Annotated in this window: 20 protein-coding genes; 18 read left to right on the top strand and 2 right to left on the bottom strand. The window is 60.5% G+C overall.

Translation table 11 applies throughout. From position 1 onward, the window contains the following. Nucleotides 1-15 precede the first annotated feature (15 nt). Nucleotides 16-891: a GNAT family N-acetyltransferase gene (locus tag PMI11_RS07085; protein WP_007814947.1), complete on the top strand. Its 876-nt coding sequence runs from the start codon at nt 16-18 to the stop codon at nt 889-891. A 118-nt stretch (nt 892-1,009) separates the two neighbouring features. Beyond that, on the top strand, nt 1,010-1,645 hold the full coding sequence (locus PMI11_RS07080) for a bleomycin resistance protein (RefSeq protein ID WP_007814946.1): 636 nt from the start codon (nt 1,010-1,012) through the stop codon (nt 1,643-1,645). Nucleotides 1,646-1,689: 44 nt separating this feature from the next. On the opposite strand, the gene PMI11_RS07075 is transcribed toward PMI11_RS07080, so the two are convergent. Beyond that, nucleotides 1,690-3,975, bottom strand: a complete 2,286-nt coding sequence (locus PMI11_RS07075; RefSeq protein WP_037070844.1) for an NADP-dependent malic enzyme — start codon at nt 3,973-3,975, stop codon at nt 1,690-1,692. Nucleotides 3,976-4,088: 113 nt separating this feature from the next. Between PMI11_RS07075 and mutS the strand changes: the two genes are divergently transcribed. The 4 genes from mutS to murJ all read left to right on the top strand — a co-directional run bounded on the left by mutS (nt 4,089) and on the right by murJ (nt 11,684). Continuing rightward, the gene (gene mutS / locus PMI11_RS07070) at nt 4,089-6,815 is read left to right on the top strand and encodes a DNA mismatch repair protein MutS (protein ID WP_007814943.1); all 2,727 of its coding nucleotides are present in this window, start codon (nt 4,089-4,091) and stop codon (nt 6,813-6,815) included. A 10-nt stretch (nt 6,816-6,825) separates the two neighbouring features. Continuing rightward, nucleotides 6,826-7,101 (top strand): hypothetical protein, encoded by a 276-nt coding sequence (locus tag PMI11_RS07065; RefSeq protein WP_007814941.1) that lies wholly within the window; start codon nt 6,826-6,828, stop codon nt 7,099-7,101. Nucleotides 7,102-7,215: 114 nt separating this feature from the next. After that, a complete protein-coding gene (locus tag PMI11_RS07060; RefSeq protein WP_007814938.1) occupies nt 7,216-10,107 on the top strand; it encodes a [protein-PII] uridylyltransferase in 2,892 nt (963 codons plus the stop codon). Beyond that, nucleotides 10,104-11,684, top strand: a complete 1,581-nt coding sequence (gene murJ / locus PMI11_RS07055; RefSeq protein WP_007814935.1) for a murein biosynthesis integral membrane protein MurJ — start codon at nt 10,104-10,106, stop codon at nt 11,682-11,684. The genes PMI11_RS07060 and murJ overlap by 4 nt, the downstream gene beginning before the upstream one ends. Nucleotides 11,685-11,740: 56 nt before the next feature. On the opposite strand, the gene PMI11_RS07050 is transcribed toward murJ, so the two are convergent. Next, nucleotides 11,741-12,169, bottom strand: a complete 429-nt coding sequence (locus PMI11_RS07050) for a YcbK family protein (protein WP_007814933.1) — start codon at nt 12,167-12,169, stop codon at nt 11,741-11,743. 186 nt (nt 12,170-12,355) lie between these two features. On the opposite strand from PMI11_RS07050, the gene PMI11_RS07045 reads away from it, so the two are divergent. The 12 genes from PMI11_RS07045 to PMI11_RS06990 all read left to right on the top strand — a co-directional run bounded on the left by PMI11_RS07045 (nt 12,356) and on the right by PMI11_RS06990 (nt 21,865). Beyond that, nucleotides 12,356-12,760 carry a VOC family protein gene (locus tag PMI11_RS07045; protein WP_007814932.1) on the top strand — a complete coding sequence of 135 codons (405 nt, stop codon included), beginning with the start codon at nt 12,356-12,358 and terminating at the stop codon, nt 12,758-12,760. Nucleotides 12,761-12,851: 91 nt separating this feature from the next. Beyond that, a complete protein-coding gene (trpS, locus tag PMI11_RS07040; protein WP_007814931.1) occupies nt 12,852-13,916 on the top strand; it encodes a tryptophan--tRNA ligase in 1,065 nt (354 codons plus the stop codon). Between the two features lie 75 nt (nt 13,917-13,991). Continuing rightward, nucleotides 13,992-14,483 (top strand): universal stress protein, encoded by a 492-nt coding sequence (locus tag PMI11_RS07035; RefSeq protein ID WP_007814929.1) that lies wholly within the window; start codon nt 13,992-13,994, stop codon nt 14,481-14,483. Nucleotides 14,484-14,590: 107 nt separating this feature from the next. Next, entirely contained in the window at nt 14,591-15,157 is a 567-nt protein-coding gene (locus PMI11_RS07030; RefSeq protein ID WP_007814928.1) for a NifU family protein, read from the top strand. A gap of 88 nt (nt 15,158-15,245) precedes the next feature. Further along, nucleotides 15,246-15,905, top strand: a complete 660-nt coding sequence (gene tsaB / locus PMI11_RS07025; RefSeq protein ID WP_007814925.1) for a tRNA (adenosine(37)-N6)-threonylcarbamoyltransferase complex dimerization subunit type 1 TsaB — start codon at nt 15,246-15,248, stop codon at nt 15,903-15,905. Further along, on the top strand, nt 15,902-16,402 hold the full coding sequence (locus tag PMI11_RS07020; RefSeq protein ID WP_193385599.1) for a GNAT family N-acetyltransferase: 501 nt from the start codon (nt 15,902-15,904) through the stop codon (nt 16,400-16,402). Before tsaB ends, PMI11_RS07020 begins: the two co-directional genes overlap by 4 nt. 34 nt (nt 16,403-16,436) lie before the next feature. Further along, the gene (locus tag PMI11_RS07015; protein ID WP_007814920.1) at nt 16,437-16,865 is read left to right on the top strand and encodes a Fur family transcriptional regulator; all 429 of its coding nucleotides are present in this window, start codon (nt 16,437-16,439) and stop codon (nt 16,863-16,865) included. Nucleotides 16,866-16,892: 27 nt separating this feature from the next. Then, the gene (locus PMI11_RS07010) at nt 16,893-17,690 is read left to right on the top strand and encodes a lysophospholipid acyltransferase family protein (protein WP_007814918.1); all 798 of its coding nucleotides are present in this window, start codon (nt 16,893-16,895) and stop codon (nt 17,688-17,690) included. A gap of 46 nt (nt 17,691-17,736) precedes the next feature. Further along, nucleotides 17,737-19,146: a tRNA (N6-isopentenyl adenosine(37)-C2)-methylthiotransferase MiaB gene (gene miaB / locus PMI11_RS07005; RefSeq protein WP_007814916.1), complete on the top strand. Its 1,410-nt coding sequence runs from the start codon at nt 17,737-17,739 to the stop codon at nt 19,144-19,146. An 18-nt stretch (nt 19,147-19,164) separates the two neighbouring features. Beyond that, the gene (locus tag PMI11_RS07000) at nt 19,165-20,217 is read left to right on the top strand and encodes a PhoH family protein (RefSeq protein WP_007814914.1); all 1,053 of its coding nucleotides are present in this window, start codon (nt 19,165-19,167) and stop codon (nt 20,215-20,217) included. Next, on the top strand, nt 20,217-20,732 hold the full coding sequence (gene ybeY, locus PMI11_RS06995) for an rRNA maturation RNase YbeY (protein ID WP_007814912.1): 516 nt from the start codon (nt 20,217-20,219) through the stop codon (nt 20,730-20,732). Before PMI11_RS07000 ends, ybeY begins: the two co-directional genes overlap by 1 nt. After that, a complete protein-coding gene (locus PMI11_RS06990) occupies nt 20,729-21,865 on the top strand; it encodes a hemolysin family protein (RefSeq protein WP_007814909.1) in 1,137 nt (378 codons plus the stop codon). The genes ybeY and PMI11_RS06990 overlap by 4 nt, the downstream gene beginning before the upstream one ends. Nucleotides 21,866-21,867 lie beyond the last annotated feature (2 nt).

Genomic DNA, 21,867 nt, shown 5'->3' with positions numbered 1-21,867 from the left:
GACGGGAGAATCGCCATGTCTGTTGACATCCTTAATTGTGACGCTACTGCCGAGGCCGCTCGGCCCTCGACGGCTGCCGCCCCGAAGGAAGGCGATGTTCTCGGCCGCATCGGCAATCTAGAGACCCGCCTTGCCCGCAGCGCGCGTGAGATCGATGCCGCGCAGGCCGTACGCTACCGCGTTTTCGTCGAGGAAATGAGGGCTCAGCTGCCAGCGGACGCCATGCGCCGCGAGCGGGATTTCGATGCCTATGACGCCTTCTGCGACCATCTCCTTGTTCTCGACCGCTCGATCGAAGGTGATGCCGAAGACCAGATTGTCGGCACATACCGCCTGCTCAGACAGGACGTCGCCATGGCCAACGGCGGTTTTTACTCGGCTTCGGAATTTGCGATCAACGAGCTCATTGCCCGCCACCCCGACAAGCGCTTCATGGAACTCGGCCGCTCCTGCGTGCTGCCGGAATACCGCACCAAGCGCATCGTCGAACTGCTCTGGCAGGGCAATTGGGCCTATGCGTTGAAGCACGGCATGAGCGCGATGTTCGGCTGCGCCTCCTTCCCGGGCGTTCACCCGGAAAGTCATGCGCTGGCTCTCTCCTTCCTCTATCACAGCGTACTCGCCAAGGATGAATGGGCCGTCGGCGCGCTGCCGCATTTGGCGCGCGACATGGACCTGATGCCGGCTGAAGGTGTCAATCCGAAAAGGGCGCTGATGGCGCTGCCGCCGCTCATCAAGGGTTACCTGCGCCTCGGCGCGATGGTTGGCTCCCACGCTGTCGTCGATCAGGCATTCAACACGACCGACGTGCTGATCGTGCTGCCGATATCAAGCATTTCCGACCGGTATCTCAACTATTACGGTGCGGATGCAGGCCGTTTTGCAAGCTGACGGCTGCCGCTTGACGGCGGTGCCTCGCCAATTCATCCTCTTTCGGCGTTTTCAGTAGGGCGCATCGGCAATGGTGCCGGCTGGGCTATGCCCGCCTACAACATCAAAACCTTGCGCCATGCCGAATTTCGAAAACCTCAGAAAGAAAGCCAAGCAGTTTAAACGCTGGCATCAGGATCGCTATTATCCTGTCGCTGCGGAGATCCGCTGCTGGCTTGCCCGTTACCGCCATCTCAACGACCAGCAAATCCTCGAGCTTGAATTCAAGCTTGCCGATGCGCAGGAGCTTGTGGCGGCACAGGAGGGATTTGAAAGCTGGTCGGCGCTCAAAAAGGGGCTCATCGACATGAATGCAACAGCTGGACAGAAATCTGCCTCCCAACCGACACTGCTCGATGCCCAACCGCAGCTTTTCGTGAGTGATATTCACGCCGCCTGTGATTTTTACTCACAGAAACTCGGCTTCGCTCCTGGCTTCATTTATGGCGAGCCGCCCTTCTACGCACAGGTCGTTCGCGGTGCGGCGAGGCTCAACCTTCGACACGTCGAAATGCCAGCTTTCCATCCGGAGCTTCGCCAACGTGAGAAGGATATCCTGTCCGCGACGATTACGCTTGATGATGTGAAGGCGCTTTTTCTCGAATACACCGCAAACGGCGTTCCGTTTCACCAGCCGCTGCGGCTGGAGCCCTGGGGTGCCAGAACATTCATCGTCTGCGATCCAGATGGAAATCTGATCGCTTTTGCGGGATAAACCGTTTGGGCGGACCACATCAGCGGTCCGCCCTCTCTTGTTTATCAGGAGCCGGCAGCATAGGCCGCAATCGCAGCCATGTTGACGATATCGCTGTCCTTGGCGCCCATCGAGGTGATCTGCACCGCCTTGTCGAGGCCGACGAGGATGGGTCCGATGACCGTCGAGCCGCCGAGTTCCTGCAGCATCTTGGTCGAGATCGATGCCGAGTGGAATGCCGGCATGACGAGGACGTTGGCCGGACCGGAGAGGCGGCAGAAGGGATATTGCTCCATCACCTTACGGTTCAGGGCAACGTCGGCGGCCATTTCGCCGTCATACTCGAAATCGACGCGACGCTTGTCGAGGATCTTCACAGCTTCGCGCACACGCTCGGAACGCTCACCCGAGGGATGGCCGAAGGTGGAATAGGCGAGCAACGCGACGCGCGGCTGGTAGCCCATGCGGCGCGCGAGACCTGCGGCCTCCTCGGCAATATCGGCGAGCTCCTCGGCCGTCGGCATATCGTGAACCGCAGTGTCGGCAACGAAGACCGTGCGGCCGCGGCAAAGCGCGATCGACACGCCGATCACTCGATGGCCCGGCTTATGGTCGATGCAGCGGCGCACATCTTCGAGTGCCGTCGAATAGTTACGGGTGATGCCCGTCACCATGCCATCAGCGTCACCAAGCGCCACCATGGTGGCAGCGAAATGGTTGCGGTCATTATGGATCAGGCGCTGCGCGTCGCGGTGCAAATAGCCCTTCCGCTGCAGGCGGGCATAGAGATAATCGATATAGGCCTCGACGCGGGTCGAGATACGGGCATTGACGATCTCGAGGCCCGGACGATTGAGGTCGATGCCGGCGCGTTCGGCCGTTGCACGGATCAGATCCTCGCGGCCGAGCAGGATCGCGGTGCCAAGCTGCTGATTGGCGTAAGACATGGCGGCGCGCATCACCTGCTCTTCTTCGGCCTCGGCAAAGACCACGCGCTTCGGATGGCGGCGCACGCGCTCATAGAGGCTGGCGAGCGTGGAGGCGATCGGGTCGCGGCGGGCCGACAGCTCTCGCTTGTAGCCGGCCATGTCGGTGATGACCTTGCGGGCGACGCCGCTTTCGATCGCCGCTTCGGCAACGGCGGCCGGAATGGCGGATATCAGGCGCGGATCGAAGGGAACCGGGATGATGTATTGCGCACCGAAGCGCGGACGATTGCCCTGATAGGCAGCCGCAACATCATCGGGCACGTCTTCACGGGCGAGGCTTGCGAGTGCCTTCACAGCGGCAATCTTCATCGCATCATTGATGGTCGAGGCGCGGACATCGAGGGCGCCGCGGAAGATATAGGGAAAGCCCAGCACGTTGTTGACCTGGTTCGGATAGTCCGAACGGCCCGTCGCCATGATGGCGTCATCACGGACACGAGCAACTTCCTCGGGCGTAATTTCCGGGTCAGGGTTGGCCATGGCGAAGATGATCGGCCGGTCGGCCATGGAGCGGATCATCTCCTCGGAGAAGGCGCCCTTCTGCGACAGGCCGAAAACGACGTCGGCGCCCTGCATGGCTTCTTCCAGCGTGCGGGTATCGGTCTTTGCCGCATGCGCCGATTTCCACTGGTTCATGCCTTCGGTACGACCCTGATAGATGACGCCCTTGGTATCGCAGAGGATGATGTTTTCGGGTGCAAAGCCCATCGACTTGATGAGCTCGACGCAGGCGATGGCGGCAGCGCCCGCGCCGTTGCAGACGAGCTTGGTGGTCTTGAGATCGCGGCCGGTCAATTCCAGCGCGTTGATGAGGCCGGCGGCGGCAATGATCGCGGTGCCGTGCTGATCGTCATGGAAAACAGGAATATCCATCAGCTCGCGCAGACGGCTTTCGATGACGAAACAGTCCGGCGCCTTGATGTCTTCCAGATTGATGCCGCCGAAGGACGGACCGAGGAAACGCACGCAGTTGATGAATTCGTCGACATTTTCCGTATCGACTTCAAGGTCGATGGAATCGACATCGGCGAAACGCTTGAAGAGTACGGACTTGCCTTCCATGACCGGCTTGGAGGCGAGCGCGCCGAGATTGCCGAGACCGAGGATAGCGGTGCCGTTGGAGATGACGGCAACCATGTTGCCGCGGGTCGTGTAATCGTAAGCAGTCGCCGGATCTTCGGCGATGGCCTTCACCGGCACAGCGACACCAGGAGAATAGGCAAGCGAGAGATCGCGCTGCGTCGCCATCGGTTTGGTTGGGTTGATCTCCAGCTTGCCGGGCCGACCCATCGCGTGAAACTCAAGCGCTTCCGTGTCGGTGACAGACGTCACCGGCCGTTCCTTCTTCGCCATATCGGACATACCTCCTCCAAACGTCTTGTGGGTGACGTTTTCCTATTCGCCAATTGCTGTTGTCATCTATAGACGCGCGCGGATAGGGTTGGCACTCATTTTTTGGGAAAAACTGCACCTCCGTGAACGCACGAATAGACAGCAGAAACGAAGCCTTCTCGGCAGCCGAGCTCGCGACTGAAGAAAGCCGCGCCTCGGCGACGCCGATGATGGAACAGTTTATCGAGATCAAGGCGAACAATCCGGATTCGCTGCTCTTCTATCGCATGGGCGATTTTTACGAGTTGTTCTTCGAGGATGCGCTCGAGGCTTCGCGCGCGCTCGGCATCACGCTCACCAAGCGCGGCCAGCATATGGGGCAGGATATTGCGATGTGCGGCGTGCCTGTGCATGCGGCCGATGATTATCTGCAGAAGCTGATTGCGCTAGGCTATCGCGTCGCGGTCTGCGAGCAGGTGGAAGACCCGGCGGAAGCCAAGAAGCGCGGGTCGAAATCCGTCGTCAAGCGCGATGTCGTCCGCCTCGTCACACCGGGCACAATTACCGAGGAGAAGCTGCTTTCACCCTCGGAATCGAACTATCTGATGACGCTGTCGCGTATCCGCGGTTCTTCCGAGCCGGTGCTGGCGCTTGCCTGGATCGATATTTCCACCGGCGTCTTCCGGTTGGCGGAAACCGATGCATCGCGACTGCTCGCCGATATCCTGCGCATCGATCCGCGCGAACTCATCGTACCGGATACGATGTTTTACGACGGCGAACTGAAGTCGGTCTTCGATGTACTCGGCCGCACCGCCGTTCCACAGCCGGCTGTGCTTTTCGACAGCGCAATGGCAGAAACCCGTATAGCGCGCTACTTCGACGTTTCGACGCTCGACGGTTTTGGAAGTTTCTCGCGCGCCGAGCTTGCAGCCGCGGCAGCCGCCATCGCCTATGTGGAGAAGACGCAGATTGCCGAACGGCCGCCGCTTGGGCGACCTGAACGGGAAAGCGGCGCCTCGACGCTGTTCATCGATCCGGCAACGCGCGCCAATCTGGAACTTGTGCGCACACTCTCTGGTGATCGCAACGGCGCGCTGCTGAAGGCGATAGACCGCACGACTACCGGCGGTGGGGCACGACTGCTTGCCGAACGGCTAATGTCGCCGCTCACCGATCCCGCCCGTGTCAACGAGCGCCTGGATTCGATCGGCTTCCTGATGCAGGAACCGTCGCTCTGTGGCGACCTGCGCGACGCACTGAAACACGTACCCGACATGCCGCGGGCGCTCTCCCGCCTGGCGCTCGACCGCGGCGGTCCGCGTGATCTCTGGGCGATCCGCCAGGGGCTTGGCGCTGCCACGCATATTGCCGATCTGCTGGGAAGCGCGATGCTGCCGGAGGAGCTGGAACAGGCGCGCATGGCGCTCCAGGCTCTACCGTCCGAGCTCGAAGCCTTGCTTGCGGATAACCTCGCGGAAGAACTGCCGCTCTTAAAACGCGATGGCGGCTTCCTGCGCGACGGTGCCAATGCCGACCTCGACGATGTCAGGGCGCTGCGCGACCAGTCGCGCCGGGTCATTGCCGGGCTGCAGCTGCAATATGCCGAAGAGACCGGCATCAAATCGCTGAAGATCAAACACAACAATATCCTCGGTTACTTCATCGAGGTCACCGCCGGCAATGCCGGACCGATGACCGATACGGCCGAGGCGAAGGCTCGCTTCATCCACCGGCAGACGATGGCAAATGCCATGCGGTTCACCACGACGGAGCTTGCCGATCTCGAAAGCCGCATCGCTAACGCCGCCGACCGCGCGCTGCAGATCGAGCTCGAAGCTTTCGACCGGATGACGGAAGCGACTGTTGCCGAGGCCGAAGCGATCAAGGCCGGTGCGCGGGCGCTTGCCGTCATCGATGTCGCGGCAGGTCTGGCACTGCTTGCAGAGGAGCAGGCCTATTGCCGGCCGCTGGTCGATGGCTCGAAGATGTTTGCGATCGAAGGCGGGCGCCATCCCGTCGTCGAACAGGCACTGCGGCGCCAGTCCATCGGTCCTTTCGTCGCCAATAATTGCGATCTGTCGCCCGTCTCCGATGGCAAGGATGGCGCGATCTGGCTCCTGACCGGCCCGAACATGGGCGGCAAATCGACGTTCCTGCGCCAGAATGCGCTGATCGCCATTCTTGCGCAAATGGGCTCCTTCGTGCCGGCAACCTCTGCGCATATCGGCATCGTCGACCGGCTGTTCTCACGCGTCGGCGCATCCGACGATCTGGCGCGCGGGCGTTCCACCTTCATGGTGGAGATGGTCGAGACTGCGGCAATCCTCAATCAGGCCAGCGAGCGCTCGCTGGTCATTCTCGACGAGATCGGCCGGGGTACTGCGACCTTCGACGGTCTTTCCATCGCCTGGGCTGCTGTCGAGCATCTGCATGAAGCCAACCGTTGCCGTGGGCTTTTCGCGACACATTTCCATGAGCTGACCGTGCTTTCCGAAAAGCTTGCCCGGCTATCGAACGCAACGATGCGCGTGAAGGAATGGGACGGCGACGTCATCTTCCTGCATGAGGTCGGTCCAGGTGCAGCCGACCGGTCCTACGGCATTCAGGTCGCGCGGCTCGCCGGCCTGCCGGCTTCGGTCGTGGCGCGGGCGCGCGACGTGCTGACCCGTCTTGAGGATGCCGACCGCAAGAACCCGGCAAGCCAGCTGATCGACGATTTGCCGCTCTTCCAGGTCGCTGTGCGCCGCGAGGAGGCGACCCGCGGGCCGTCCAAGGTCGAGGAAGCCCTGAAGGCGATGAGCCTCGACGATATGACACCGCGCGAGGCGCTCGAGGCGCTCTACGATCTCAAGAAAAAGATGAAGTAGGAATTCCCCGATGTTCATGGAAAAACTGCTTCAGGAAACCCAGCGCCTCTCCGTCATTGTCTCGATGCTGGAGATTATGAAACAATCTGATGGTAATCTGGAGGCGCGTGGCTGGAATACGCCGATCGGCATGGCGAAGATTACCGGCTCCTGCTTGAAGATCGGCGAGCTCAGCGGTGCAATCATTGACGCTGGATACCGCGAATGCGACAAGGCGACGCTCAATGGCATCATGAGTGAAACGCGGCAGGTTCTCGATACGCTGCTGACGCAGGCTTCAGCCTAAGGACTTGCGGCAAAGCGTCCGCGGCCGAAGGCTTGCCAACACCATTTCGCCAAATTTAAAGGTTCATGGAATATGGAGGCCTGTGTCAATCCGCGGGCAAAGAGGCTATAGCGCATGCAGATCAAACAAGAGGCGCGCCATGAGCAAGCGACCCGGACCGAAGAGGTACCCCCCCGGCCGATGGCGACGCACGACATCGATTTCTCCGAAATCCTCGATGTGGAATTGCTGCAGGGGCAATGTGACGCCATTGCCGAAGCCAACCGCAACCGTCCCGACGTGCTGCGGAACGATCTTCTTGCCGCTCTGAAGAAAGCCAGCGTCGAAGGACGCAAGAAGGCGCGCGAACTGCTTGACGCCCAGGGCGGCGGGCTTGATTGCGCCCACCGCATTTCCTGGCTGCAGGACCAGATCATCACCATTCTCTATAATTTCGCCACAGCGCATGTCTTTCCGAAGCAGAAGGACAAGTTCGCGGTCACGGCAGTCGGCGGCTACGGGCGCGACACACTGGCGCCGGGTTCCGATATCGATCTGCTCTTCCTCTTCCTGCCGAAGCCAGCGGAAGAGACGCATAAAGCCGTCGAGTTCATGCTCTACATGCTGTGGGACATGGGCTTCAAGGTCGGCCACGCGACCCGCACCATCGAGGAATGCATCGCGCTTTCCAAATCCGACATGACGATCCGCACCGCCATCCTGGAGATGCGCTACATCTGCGGCCTCAAGTCGCTGGAGACGGAGCTGGAAGCCCGCTTCGACAAGGAAATCGTCACCGGCACGGGGCCGGAATTCATTGCCGCCAAGCTTGCCGAACGCGACGAACGCCACCGCAAGGCCGGCGACACGCGCTATCTCGTCGAGCCGAACGTCAAGGAGGGCAAGGGTGGCCTTCGTGACCTGCATACGCTCTTCTGGATTTCGAAATATTATTATCATGTCCGCGATCCGGCCGATCTGGTGCCGCTCGGCGTGCTGTCGAAGCAGGAATACCGGCTTCTGGAGAAGGCCGACGACTTTCTCTGGGCCGTGCGCTGCCACATGCATTTCCTGACCGGAAAGGCGGAGGAGCGTCTTTCCTTCGATATCCAGCGCGAGATCGCCGAGGCGCTCGGCTATCATTCCCGCCCCGGCCTTTCGGCCGTCGAGCGTTTCATGAAGCACTACTTCCTGGTCGCTAAAGATGTCGGCGACCTGACGCGCATCCTCTGCGCCGCGCTCGAAGACCAGCAGGCGAAGTCGATCCCCGGTCTGACGGGCGTCATCAACCGCTTTACCCACCGCAATCGCAAGATTCCCGGCAGCGTCGAGTTCGTCGAAGATCGCGGCCGCATTACGCTTGCCAATCCCGATGTCTTCAAGCGCGATCCGGTCAGCATCATCCGCCTGTTCCATGTTGCCGATATCAATGGGCTGGAATTCCATCCCGATGCGTTGAAGCGCGTCACGCGTTCGCTCGGCCTCATCAACAACGACCTGCGCGAAAATGACGAAGCCAACCGGCTGTTCCTGTCGATCCTCACCTCCAAGCGCGATCCCGCACTCATCCTGCGGCGCATGAACGAAGCCGGCGTGCTTGGCCGCTTCATTCCCGAATTCGGCAAGATCGTCGCGATGATGCAGTTCAACATGTATCATCACTATACGGTCGACGAGCACCTGATCCGCGCCATCGACGTGCTGTCGGAGATCGACAAGGGCAAGGCGGAGGAGCTGCATCCGCTCGCCAACAAGCTGATGCCGCATATCGAGGACCGCGAGGCGCTTTATGTCGCCGTACTGCTGCACGATATCGCCAAGGGCCGGCAGGAAGACCATTCGATCGCCGGCGCGCGTGTCGCCCGCAAGCTCAGTGCCCGTTTTGGCCTGTCGCAGAAGCAGACCGAGATCGTCGTCTGGCTGATCGAGGAACATCTGACCATGTCGATGGTCGCCCAGACGCGCGACCTGACGGACCGCAAGACGATCACCGATTTTGCCGACCGTGTTCAGTCCCTGGATCGCCTGAAGATGCTGATGATCCTGACGATCTGCGACATCCGCGCCGTCGGACCGGGTGTGTGGAACGGCTGGAAGGGCCAGCTGCTGCGCACGCTCTATTACGAGACGGAACTGCTGCTTGCCGGCGGCTTCTCGGAAGTGTCGCGTAAGGAGCGCGCCCAGGCTGCCGCCGAAGCGCTTTATGCGGCGCTTGCCGACTGGAGCCAGAAGGATCGCCGCACCTATGCCAAGCTGCATTACCAGCCCTACCTGCTCTCCGTGCCGCTGGAAGACCAGATCCGCCATGCGCATTTCATCCGCCAGGCGGACAAGGCCGGCCAGGCGCTGGCAACCACGGTGCGCACGGACAGCTTCCACGCGATCACCGAAATCACCGTTCTCTCGCCCGACCATCCGCGCCTGCTCGCCGTCATTGCCGGAGCCTGTGCGGCAGCCGGCGCCAATATCGTCGATGCGCAGATCTTCACGACCTCGGATGGCCGGGCGCTCGATACGATCCATGTCAGCCGCGAGTTTCCGAACGACGAGGACGAGCTTCGCCGCGCCGGCACGATCGGCCGGATGATCGAGGACGTGCTGTCAGGCCGCAAGCGCCTGCCCGATGTGATTGCCACCCGTGCGAAGAACCGCAAGAAGAGCAAGGCCTTCATCATTCCGCCGTCGGTGGCGATCACCAACAGCCTGTCGAACAAGTTCACCGTCATTGAGGTGGAATGCCTCGACCGGCCGGGCCTGCTATCGGAAATGACTGCTGTCCTGTCCGATCTGTCGCTCGACATCCAGTCGGCCCGCATCACCACCTTTGGTGAAAAAGTCATCGATACTTTCTACGTCACCGATCTTGTCGGCCAGAAGATCTCCGGTGACAGCAAGCGCGCCAATATCACTGCCCGTATGAAAGCGGTCATGGCCGAGGAGCAGGACGAACTGCGTGAACGCATGCCATCAGGCATCATCGCCCCTGCCGCTACCGCCGCCGAAAAGAAAGCCGGTTCCCCCGTATGAGCCTCGTCAAGAAATTTGCTACGGTCGGCGGCGCCACGCTCGGAAGCCGCATCTTCGGTTTTGCCCGCGAAACGCTGATGGCAGCGGCGCTCGGCACCGGGCCGATGGCCGACGTCTTCTATGCCGCCTTCCGCTTCCCGAACCTCTTCCGCCGGCTCTTTGCCGAGGGCGCGTTCAACGCCGCCTTCGTGCCGCTCTTCGCCAAGGAGATCGAGGCGAACGGCACTGATGGTGCCAAGCGCTTTTCGGAAGAAGTCTTCGGTGTTCTGTTCTCCGTCCTGCTGCTCATCACCATCGTGATGGAGTTTTCCATGCCGCTGCTGGTGCGCTTCGTCATCGCGCCGGGCTTTGCTGATGATCCCGAGAAATTCGGCATCACCATCCGCATGGCGGCAGTGATGTTCCCTTATCTCATGTGCATGTCGCTGACGGCGATGATGAGCGGCATGCTGAATTCGCTGCATCACTTCTTCGCCGCGGCCGTCGCGCCTATCTTCCTCAATGTGGTGATGATCGCCGCGCTGTTCTACGCGCTCTATACCGGTGCCGAACCGTTGACGACGGCCTGGTATCTTTCCTGGGGCGTGCTGGCAGCCGGCGTCCTACAGCTCGCCGTCGTCTATCTCGGTGTCCTGCATGCCGGCATGAGCATCGGCTTCCGCTTCCCGAAGATGACACCGAACGTCAAGCGGCTGCTGGTCCTTGCTGTTCCAGCGGCCGTCACGGGCGGCATTACGCAGATCAACCAGCTCATCGGCCAGGCAATCGCCTCTTCGCGCGAAGGCGCTATCGCCGCCCTGCAATATGCCGACCGCATCTACCAGCTTCCCCTCGGCGTCGTCGGCGTCGCCGTCGGGGTGGTGCTGCTGCCCGAACTTGCGCGCGCACTCAAGGGCGGGGCGTTGCGCGAAGCGGGCTATCTGCAAAACCGCTCGATCGAATTCGTGCTGTTCATGACGATTCCTGCCGCCTTCGCGCTCTGGATCCTCTCCGACGAGATCATCCGCGTGCTTTATGAGCGTGGTGCCTTCCACCAGCAGAACACATTCATCGTCGGCTCGATTCTCGCCATCTACGGCATCGGCCTGCCGGCCTTCGTGCTGATCAAGGCGCTGCAGCCGGGCTTTTATGCCCGCGAGGACACCAAGACACCGATGCGTTTCTCGGCGGTTGCCGTCGCGATCAACTGTGCTACGGCGCTGACGCTCTTTCCCTATATGGGCGCGCCGGGTATCGCGGTAGCCGAAGCCACGGCCGGCTGGATCAGCACCGTGCTGCTCTTCACCACACTTCTGCGCCGCGGCCATCTGACATGGGAATGGGCGCTTGCCAAACGTGCCGTCCTGCTGATCGTCGCTGCTGTCGTCATGGGCGCCGTCATCTTCTACCTCAAGCAGCACTGGGCGCCCTGGCTTGCCTCGGGCGCACCGCTTCTGACCAAGGTCGGCACGCTTGGTCTACTGATTGCGATTTCGATGGTCGTCTATTTCGCGACCGCCTTCCTGATCGGCGGGGCGGACCTCGGCATGATCCGCCGCAACCTCAACCGCAAGCCGGCGCCGGTGAAAGATACCTAACGCCCTTTTCACGCAATTCTGGACGCGAAACCGCTGCACACTTTGCTGGAATTGCTTTAGCAATCCACCCATCGTCGCTGCGGCCCGACATCGACGTGGACGATACCATTGCAATAGGTGCCGATCCCTCCGATGCCGGGTGCGGTTTTCGCAGCGGCGATGATCGCGCGCTCCGACACGCCGGGAATCCGGATATCAGCCGCAAGGCATTTCCCGTGCATGGAACCGTGGCGGCGGGGATGTGGCCGGAAGCCCGAAGTTATCATTGGCCGTCGTCCGGTCTTTGCCGCTATATGCGATAAGACTGCCCGCAATCGCTCCGGGAAGCAGCCGGCGCGAACGCTGACGGTCTGCATCGTGTAAGCAATACGCGTCTCGTATTTGGGAAGTTGACTGGTCTGCCGTCGATTATCTTGACCGACGGCCGTCGTTGCTGATTGTAGGGCGAAAAGGCCTGCCATGGCGAGCAAACTAGCGTTCTGCATGGTCCCTCCGATCGGTTGTCCCGACAGCCCCTTGGGCCGCCAGCCCGGCGAGAGGATTTTCAGTTCAAAGAAAGCTTTTCTGTGAAATTTTATACTCAGTTTTAGCTAAACACACTGATCAATTTGGCGTAAAACTGGGCACTTTTCTGCATATAAATGGAATAAACTTCCGAATCTGGAGATCTTATGATCCAATCTCTGTTTCTCGTCACCCTCGTTGTCGATGATTATGACCGCGCCAAAGCCTTCTATTGTGAGGCCCTCGGCTTCGAATGCCTTCAGGACGAAGTACAGCCGGAAGGCAAGCGCTGGGTCGTCGTCAAACCCAGGGGCGGGGATGGCGCGGCCTTTCTACTGGCGCAGGCGGCCAACGACGCGCAGCGAGCCGCCGTTGGAAATCAGACCGGCGGGCGTGTCGGCTTCTTCCTCAAGACCGACGATTTTGCACGCGATCACGCAGCGATGCTTGATGCCGGCGTTCGCTTTCTGGAGGAACCGCGACATGAGGTTTACGGCACCGTTGCGGTCTTTTCGGATCCTTACGGCAACACCTTCGACCTCATTCAACACGCTGCGCCCACCGCCTCTTGATTGCGACCGGGAGCGCGTGCATAAGCGCCCGCGTTAGCAACATGGGCCTTTGGCCCTGGGGCCCTCCACCAGCCTAATCGAGGACAACATCATGGGCGAATTCAAGAAGCTCGTATTCTCCGGCGTTCAGCCGACGGGCAATCTGCATCTCGGCAATTATCTCGGCGCGATCCGCCGTTTCGTGCAGCTCCAGGACGGCAACGACTGCATCTATTGCGTCGTCGATCTTCATGCGCTGACCGCGCAGCTCGTCCACGAGGACATGCTGTCACAGACGCGCTCGATCGCGGCCGCCTTCATCGCTTCCGGCATCGACGCTGAAAAGCATATCGTCTTCAATCAGTCCGCCGTACCGCAGCACGCCGAACTCGCCTGGATCTTCAATTGTGTCGCCCGCCTCGGCTGGATGAACCGCATGACGCAGTTCAAGGACAAGGCCGGCAAGGACCGCGAGCAGGCCTCGCTCGGTCTCTACGCCTATCCGAGCCTGATGGCTGCCGACATTCTCGTCTACCGCGCCACGCATGTGCCCGTCGGCGAGGACCAGAAGCAGCACCTCGAGCTGACGCGTGACATCGCGATGAAGTTCAACCTCGATTACGCCTCGCATATTGGCAAGACGGATTACGGGATCGACATCACCGTCGGCAACGAGCCGGTGCATGCCTATTTCCCGATGGTCGAACCGCTGATCGGCGGGCCGGCGCCGCGTGTCATGTCGCTGCGCGACGGCACGAAGAAGATGTCGAAGTCCGATCCGTCGGATCTTTCGCGCATCAACCTGATGGACGATGAGGACGCGATCTCCAAGAAGATCCGCAAGGCCAAGACCGATCCGGATGGCTTGCCGAGCGAAATCACCGGTCTCGAAAACCGACCGGAGGCTGAAAACCTCGTCTCGATCTATGCCGCGCTCGCCGACAAGACGAGGGAACAGGTGCTTGCCGAATTTGGCGGCCAGCAGTTCTCCGTCTTCAAGCCGGCGCTGATCGATCTCGCTGTCCAGGTGCTGTCGCCGATAACGGGCGAAATGCGCCGCTTGATGAACGATACGAGCCATATCGATGCGATCCTACGCAACGGCAATGAACGCGCGCGAGCACGCGCCGACGTGACGATGCGCGAACTTCGCGAGATCATCGGCTTCCTCTACTAATCCGATCGACATGCAGAGCTCCCGTGCAAAACGGGGGCTTGCAAATTTTTGGTCTCAGGTGTCAGAGTCCGCATCATGGTATCAAAGCGACTCTCACGGCTCGAAGGTCATCGCCGCAAATTCATGGCGGTGATAGACGGGACACCCGAATGCCAACGCGCCGTCCATTATGCCGGACGGCGCGCCAAGAATTCCAATGGCGGCCTCGTTCTTCTCTATGTGATCCCGGAAGGCGATTTTCAGCAATGGCTTGGCGTCGAGGAGATCATGCGGGCGGAAGCCCGCGAGGAGGCGGAAGCCACTGTCGCCAAGATCGCACAAATCGTGCGCGAGACGATCGGCATCGAACCGGAGATCGTCATCCGCGAGGGCAATTCGGCTGAGCAGATCAATGCTGTGATCGAGGAAGACAGGGACGTCGCCATCCTCGTGCTTGCCGCAGGCTCCGCCAAGGAGGGGCCGGGACCGCTGGTTTCCTCCGTCGCAGGACGTGGAGCTGCCTTTCCCATTCCTGTCACCGTGCTTCCCGACACGCTGACGAATGAAGAAATCGACGCCCTCTGTTAAGCCATTTCTTGAGTATCAGTCTCTTGAATCGGCCGGACAATAGGCTTATTTTCTTTTGAAGAATTCTAAAGACGGCAGAGGCCACGGCCCGCCGCATGGAGAGCGAGATGTTCATTCAGACCGAAGCCACGCCGAACCCAGCAACGCAGAAGTTCCTTCCCGGCAAGGTCGTAATGGAAAACGGCACGGCCGAATTCCGCAATGCCGATGAAGCCCAGGCTTCGCCGCTCGCCGCCCGCCTTTTCGAAATTCCAGGCGTGACCGGCGTCTATTTCGGCTATGATTTCATCTCCGTCTCCAAGGACGATGCCGAGTGGCAGCATCTGAAACCGGCTATTCTCGGCTCGATCATGGAGCATTTCATGTCCGGCAAGCCGGTCATGGGCGATGCCTCCATCCTCTCGGAAGACATCGATGCCGGCGATGAATTCTTCGATGAAGGTGACGAATCGATCGTGCTGACCATCAAGGAATTGCTGGAGACGCGTGTGCGTCCGGCTGTTGCCCAGGATGGCGGCGACATCACCTTCCGCGGCTTCAAGGACGGCAAGGTTTACCTCAATATGAAGGGTTCCTGCTCCGGTTGCCCGTCTTCGACGGCAACGCTGAAGCACGGCGTCCAGAACCTGCTGCGCCATTTCGTTCCGGAAGTGCAGGAAGTGATTGCCGCTTAAAAATCTTTGATACGTCCGGCCGTTGATTTAGGGTTCGGCCAGACGGATTTATGGATAGGCGACAATAGTTTATTCGGAAATTGATGGCATGATCGTTCTGGCGCTCGACACGGCAGGTGTGGATTGCGCTGCCGCCATTTATGATAGCGGCAGGAATACGGTGCTGGGGGAGGCATCGGACATGATCGGCAAGGGGCATGCTGAACATCTGATGGGTATCGTCGACCGCGCGCTGGATCAGGCGGGCGTCGCACTTTCGGATGTCGACCGCCTTGCGGTCACCATCGGCCCCGGCTCCTTTACCGGTATCCGCGTCGGCGTTGCCGCAGCCCGCGGCTTTGCGCTTTCCCTCAATATTCCCGCCGTCGGCATCACCACGCTGGAAGTGATGGCGGCCGCCCAGCGCGAAAAGACGCCTGGTCACGCAGTGCTCGCGGCGATGGATGCCAAGCGGGACGAAATCTATCTCCAGTCTTTTGCAGCCGACGGCTCACCGCTTGATGAGCCCCGTGCGGTCAGCGTTGCCGAAGCGCAGGTTTTCGCTGCCGGTTTCGACGGCGAGATCACCGGTTCGGCAACCCCGGTCCTGAAGCCGGATGCAACGGGCGAATACGCCAACTCTTTCCCGATCTCCATCGTGGCGCGTCTCGGTGCTGCCGCGAACCCGAATACCGGAAAGCCGAAGCCCCTTTATCTGCGCGGACCCGATGCCAAACCGCAGGCCGGGTATGCGATTGCAAGAGTATGACGATGCTGGAAGCCTATCTGACGCTGAAACCGGAATTCGAAATCGTCGCCATGGAGCCGGAGGATTGCCTCGACGTTTCCGTCCTGCATGGCGAGCGCTTCGCCCGCCCTTGGGGTGACGGCGAATTTCACAGCCTGCTTTCGCAGAGCACCGTCTTCGGCTTTGTCGCTCGCCAGACCAATGCCATCCTGAAAAAGACGCTGCCGGGCTTCATCCTGGCACGCGAGGTGGCGGGCGAGGCGGAAATCCTGACGGTCGCCGTGCAGGCAAAGGTCGCGCGTTCCGGCCTCGGCTGGCGGCTGATGCAGGCCGCCATGCGCGAAGCACGCCTTCGTGGCGGCGAAAGCATGTTCCTGGAAGTCGATAACGGCAATACCGCCGCCCTCGGCCTTTACCGCAAGCTTGGCTTCGAGGTGGCTGGTGAGCGCAAGGGCTATTATAAGGATGCCAATGGGGCTACCTCCACGGCGCTTGTCATGAAGCGCGTTCTTCGGTAGTTCCCTTCTCGGCAGGAATAGCGAGAAGGCAGCCATGACTGAGGTAGCCAAAACCCTTGAGGAGCTTTGCGCTGAACGCGGCATGCGCATGACCGAGCAGCGCCGGGTGATCGCGCGCATTCTCGAGGACTCCGAAGATCACCCCGATGTCGAGGAGCTCTATCGCCGCTCCGTCAAGGTCGATGCCAAGATTTCGATTTCGACGGTCTATCGTACGGTGAAGCTATTCGAAGATGCAGGTATCATCGCCCGCCACGATTTCCGTGACGGCCGCTCCCGCTACGAGACAGTGCCTGAAGAGCATCACGACCATCTGATCGATCTGAAGACAGGTGTCGTCATCGAATTCCGTTCGCCGGAGATCGAGGCGCTGCAGGAGCGGATCGCCCGCGAGCATGGCTTCAAGCTGGTGGATCACCGCCTGGAACTCTACGGCATCCCGCTGAAGAAAGACGAAATCTGATATCATGGCAGTCCGGGAGCGCCGCATTTGATCGTCTGGCTGCGCATCGCCTTCGCCATTACTGGCATCATTGTCGTCAGCATCCTGCTCATGCCGCTACAGGTGCTGGCGCTGCGTTTCGACTGGAAACTCAGGCGCACCCTGCCCCGGCGCTGGCATCGTATCGTCTGCTATTGTCTCGGCATCCGCATTCAGGTGCGCGGCACGCTTGAGAGCCGCCGGCCGCTGATGCTCTGTTCCAACCATTCTTCGTGGATGGACATCATGGTCATGTCGGCTGTGGCCGACGTCGCCTTCATCGCCAAGATCGAGGTGCGTGACTGGCCGATTTTCGGCATGCTCGCCAAGCTGCAGAAAAGCGTCTTCGTGGTGCGGGAGGAAAAGCGCCGCACCGGCCATCAGGCGAGCGAGATCGCCGGCCGCATGGCAGATGGCGAAATCGTCGTGCTTTTTCCCGAGGGAACGACCTCTGATGGCAATCGACTGCTGGAGGTCAAATCGTCGCTCTTCGGCGCTGCCGCAATGGCCGTGCCCCATTCCCCGACCGGCGGCGTCATGGTCCAGCCGGTTTCCATCGCCTATACGCGGGTGCACGGTATCGCCATGGGCCGCTATCACCGCCCGCTTGCGGCATGGCCCGGCGATATCGAGCTTCTACCGCATCTGATCGACATCATGAAATGCGGCGCGATCGATGCCGAAGTCTCCTTCGGCGAGGCGATAGAATATGGCGAGAAGACCAATCGCAAGGACGTCAGCGCGACGATCGCTGCCCGTATCCGCAACCTGCTGAACCGCAGCCTGCGCGGCCGCGCGATCGGCTGAGCGAGATACCCTTTTCTCGCGCGTCAAAAACCACTAGATAACGGCTATGACCCAGGACAGCGCCCTTCTTCAGGCCCCGGAGGCTTCTCTCCGCGATGGCTCCAACAGCCGCAAGGTTTTCATCAAGACCTATGGCTGCCAGATGAACGTCTACGACTCGATGCGCATGAGCGATGCTCTTGCCCGCGACGGCTATGAGACGACCGAGGATATGGAAGAGGCCGACCTCGTCCTGCTCAACACCTGCCACATCCGCGAGAAGGCGGCCGAGAAGGTCTATTCCGCGCTCGGGCGCCTGCGCGAGATGAAGAAGCGCAAGGCCGCCGACGGTCGCGAGATGATGATCGGCGTGGCAGGCTGCGTAGCGCAGGCGGAAGGCGAGGAAATCCTGCGCCGTGCGCCGGCAGTCGATGTGGTCATCGGCCCGCAGACCTATCACCGCCTGCCCGAGGCGCTGCGCCGCGCCAAGGAAGGCCACCGCGTCATCGATACGGAATATGCAATCGAAGACAAGTTCGAGCACCTGCCGATCGCCGAGGCACCGAAGATCCGCGCCCGCGGCGTGACCGCCTTCCTGACGGTTCAGGAAGGCTGCGACAAGTTCTGCACCTTCTGCGTCGTGCCCTATACACGCGGCTCCGAAGTGTCGCGGCCGGTTTCGCAGATCGTCGAGGAGGCGATGAAGCTCGTCGATGGCGGCGTACGCGAAATCACGCTGCTTGGACAGAACGTCAATGCTTGGCATGGCGTCGGACCGAAGGGCGAAGAGTGGAGCCTTGGCGACCTGCTCTACCGGCTTGCCGAAATCCCCAGCCTTGCGCGGCTTCGCTACACGACCAGCCACCCGCGCGACATGGACGACCGGCTGATCGAGGCCCATCGCGACCTTCGCACGCTGATGCCTTATCTGCACCTTCCGGTTCAGGCCGGTTCGGACCGCATTCTAAAGGCCATGAACCGCCGCCACACGGCAGCCGAATATCTTTCCCTCATCGAGCGCATCCGCAAAGCCCGCCCCGATATCGCGCTCTCAGGCGACTTCATTACCGGCTTTCCGGGGGAGACAGACCGCGAATTTGAGGATACACTAAAACTCGTTGAGGAGGTTCGTTATGCACAGGCCTTCTCGTTCAAATATTCAACGCGGCCGGGTACGCCCGGAGCGGAATTGAAGGACCAAGTGCCGGAAGATATCAAGGCAGAACGTCTGGAACGCCTGCAGGCGCTGCTTCTCAAGCAGACGCAGGAATTCAACGAGTCCTGCATCGGCAAGGAAATCGATCTTCTCCTGGAAAAGCCCGGCCGTATGCCCGGCCAACTTATTGGCCGCTCACCGTGGCTGCAATCCGTGAATGTTGATGCAAAAGCATCGCAAATCGGTGACATTATTAAAGTGCGAATCACAGGAACCGGAACCAACAGCCTGTTTGCCGAACGCGCAGAGGCTGAGGTCTAACCCAAGGAGCTCGACCGCTTGAACGGACAGGAATTGGTTTCCACTTCACCGCGCCACCCACGCATTGCGAGCGACGCCAATCACTTCGTCCTGACGTTCGAGAACAACCGGTTCGCCAGCGAACTTTTCGGACAGTTCGATCAGAATCTCAAGTTGCTGGAACAGCGGCTCCATATCGATGCACGAGCGCGCGGCAACTCCGTTGTCATCACCGGCGATGTACTGGCCACCAATCAGGCGCGGCGCACACTCGATTACCTCTATGAAAAACTCCAGAAAGGCGGCAGTGTGGAGCGTTCAGACGTGGAAGGCGCAATTCGCATGGCGGTTGCCGCCGACGACCAGCTCACACTGCCGACGATGGAGAAAAAAGCCAAATTGACGATGGCGCAGATTTCGACGCGCAAGAAGACGATCATTGCACGCACGCCGACACAGGATGCCTATATGCGGGCGCTCGAGCGCTCGGAGATGGTGTTCGGCGTTGGTCCGGCTGGTACCGGCAAGACCTATCTCGCCGTCGCTCATGCCGCCCAGCTTCTGGAGCGCGGCGCGGTCGAAAAGATCATCCTTTCGAGACCGGCCGTCGAAGCAGGCGAACGCCTGGGCTTCCTGCCGGGCGATATGAAGGAAAAGGTCGATCCGTATCTCCGCCCGCTTTATGACGCGCTCTACGACATGATCCCGGGCGACAAGGTCGAGCGGGCGATCACTGCCGGCGTCATCGAAATCGCGCCGCTCGCCTTCATGCGCGGTCGTACGCTTGCCAACGCCGCTGTTATCCTCGACGAGGCGCAAAACACCACGGCAATGCAAATGAAGATGTTCCTGACGCGTCTTGGCGAGAATTCGCGTATGATCATCACCGGCGACCCGAGCCAGATCGACCTGCCGCGTGGCGTCAAATCCGGCCTCGTGGAAGCGCTGCATCTCCTGAACGATGTCGAGGGTATTTCGACCGTGCGCTTCAAGGATGTCGACGTCGTTCGCCATCCGCTCGTCGGCCGCATCGTCAAGGCCTATGACGCGACCTATACCGCAGCAAACGAAGAGGCCAGCCGGCAGGACTGATGGCCGAGCTCGACATACAGATCAGCATCGAGGACACGGGCTGGCCCGCCGAAGATGTATTGCATGCTCTTGGCGAACGCGTGCTGGGTGCGGCTGTCACTTACCTGCGGGAAGAGGAACAGCAACCCTTCCCGCAGATGCCGCCGGAAGTTTCGCTCGTCTTCACCGACGATGCGTCCATCCAGGACATCAATGCGGAATGGCGCGGCAAGGACAAGCCGACCAATGTGCTGTCGTTTCCGGCTTTTCCGGTCAAACCCGGCAAAATGCCCGGTCCGATGCTCGGCGATATCATCATTGCCCTGGAAACGGTCGAGCGCGAGGCGCAAGAGCTCGAAAAGAGCTTTGACGATCATCTGACCCATCTTATGGTGCATGGTTTCTTGCATCTGCTCGGCTACGACCATATGAATAATGACGAAGCCGAAATTATGGAGGGGCTGGAGACTCGCATTTTGGCAGTACTCGGCCTATCTGACCCCTACGAGGGTCAAGACCTTAAAATGGAACCATGAGCGACTTTTCAACGAAGCCGGCGTCAGACGCCAAGGACTCCGACCAATCCTCCTCTTCCGATGAGGGTGGCAGTAGTCGACACCGACCGCAATCCTTCTGGTCACGCGCCGCGCGCATCTTAAGACCGCAACAAGGCTCGCGCCTGCGCGAAGATATCGCCGACGCGCTGATGACCGACCCGGCTGCAGCCGACGCCTTTTCGCCCGACGAGCGGGCGATGCTCCACAATATCCTCCGCTTCCGCGAAGTGCGCGTTGCCGACGTGATGGTGCCGCGCGCCGATATCGAGGCGGTCGACCAGAACATCACGATCGGCGAACTGATGATCCTCTTTGAGGAAAGCGGCCGTTCGCGCATGCCGGTCTATGCCGAAACGCTCGACGACCCGCGCGGCATGGTGCATATCCGCGATCTTCTTTCCTACGTCGCCAAGCAGGCGCGCAACAAGCGCCGCAGCGGGACGAAGCCTGCGGCGGGCGCGCCGGCAATCGAGGTTTCTCCGGAAAATATCCAGAAGGCGCCGCGCTCGGCCAAGCCAAACTTCGATCTCGGACGCGTTGACCTGCAGAAGACGCTCGCCGAAACCGGCATTATCAGACAGATCCTCTTCGTGCCGCCTTCCATGCTGGCATCCGATCTTCTGCGCCGCATGCAGGTAAACCGCACACAGATGGCGCTGGTCATCGACGAATATGGCGGCACTGACGGCCTCGCCTCGCATGAAGATATTGTGGAGATGGTCATCGGCGATATCGACGACGAACATGACGATGAGGAAGTCATGTTCAAACGCATTTCGGAGGACGTCTTCGTTGCCGACGCCCGCGTCGAGCTCGAGGAGATTGCCGAAGCCATCGGTCCGGATTTCGACATTAGTGAGCAGATCGATGAGGTCGATACACTGGGTGGCCTGATCTTCTCGGCACTGGGGCGCATCCCCGTGCGCGGAGAAGTCGTCCAGGCCCTGTCGGATTTCGAATTCCATATTCTCGATGCCGATCCGCGCCGCATCAAGCGGGTGCGCATCACCCGCAAGCGCCAGGCAATCCGCCGCCGCGTCAAGGCGGATGGTGACGGGCCGCCCATCGGCGACGGAAACGATGATCGGTCGGCGGAATCGACCGCAAACTGACC

It is taken from the genome of Rhizobium sp. CF142, from assembly GCF_000281145.1.
Lineage (GTDB): Bacteria > Pseudomonadota > Alphaproteobacteria > Rhizobiales > Rhizobiaceae > Rhizobium.
The sequence above is the reverse complement of the archived record's forward strand: the minus strand, read 5'-3'. Positions and strand labels throughout refer to the sequence as shown.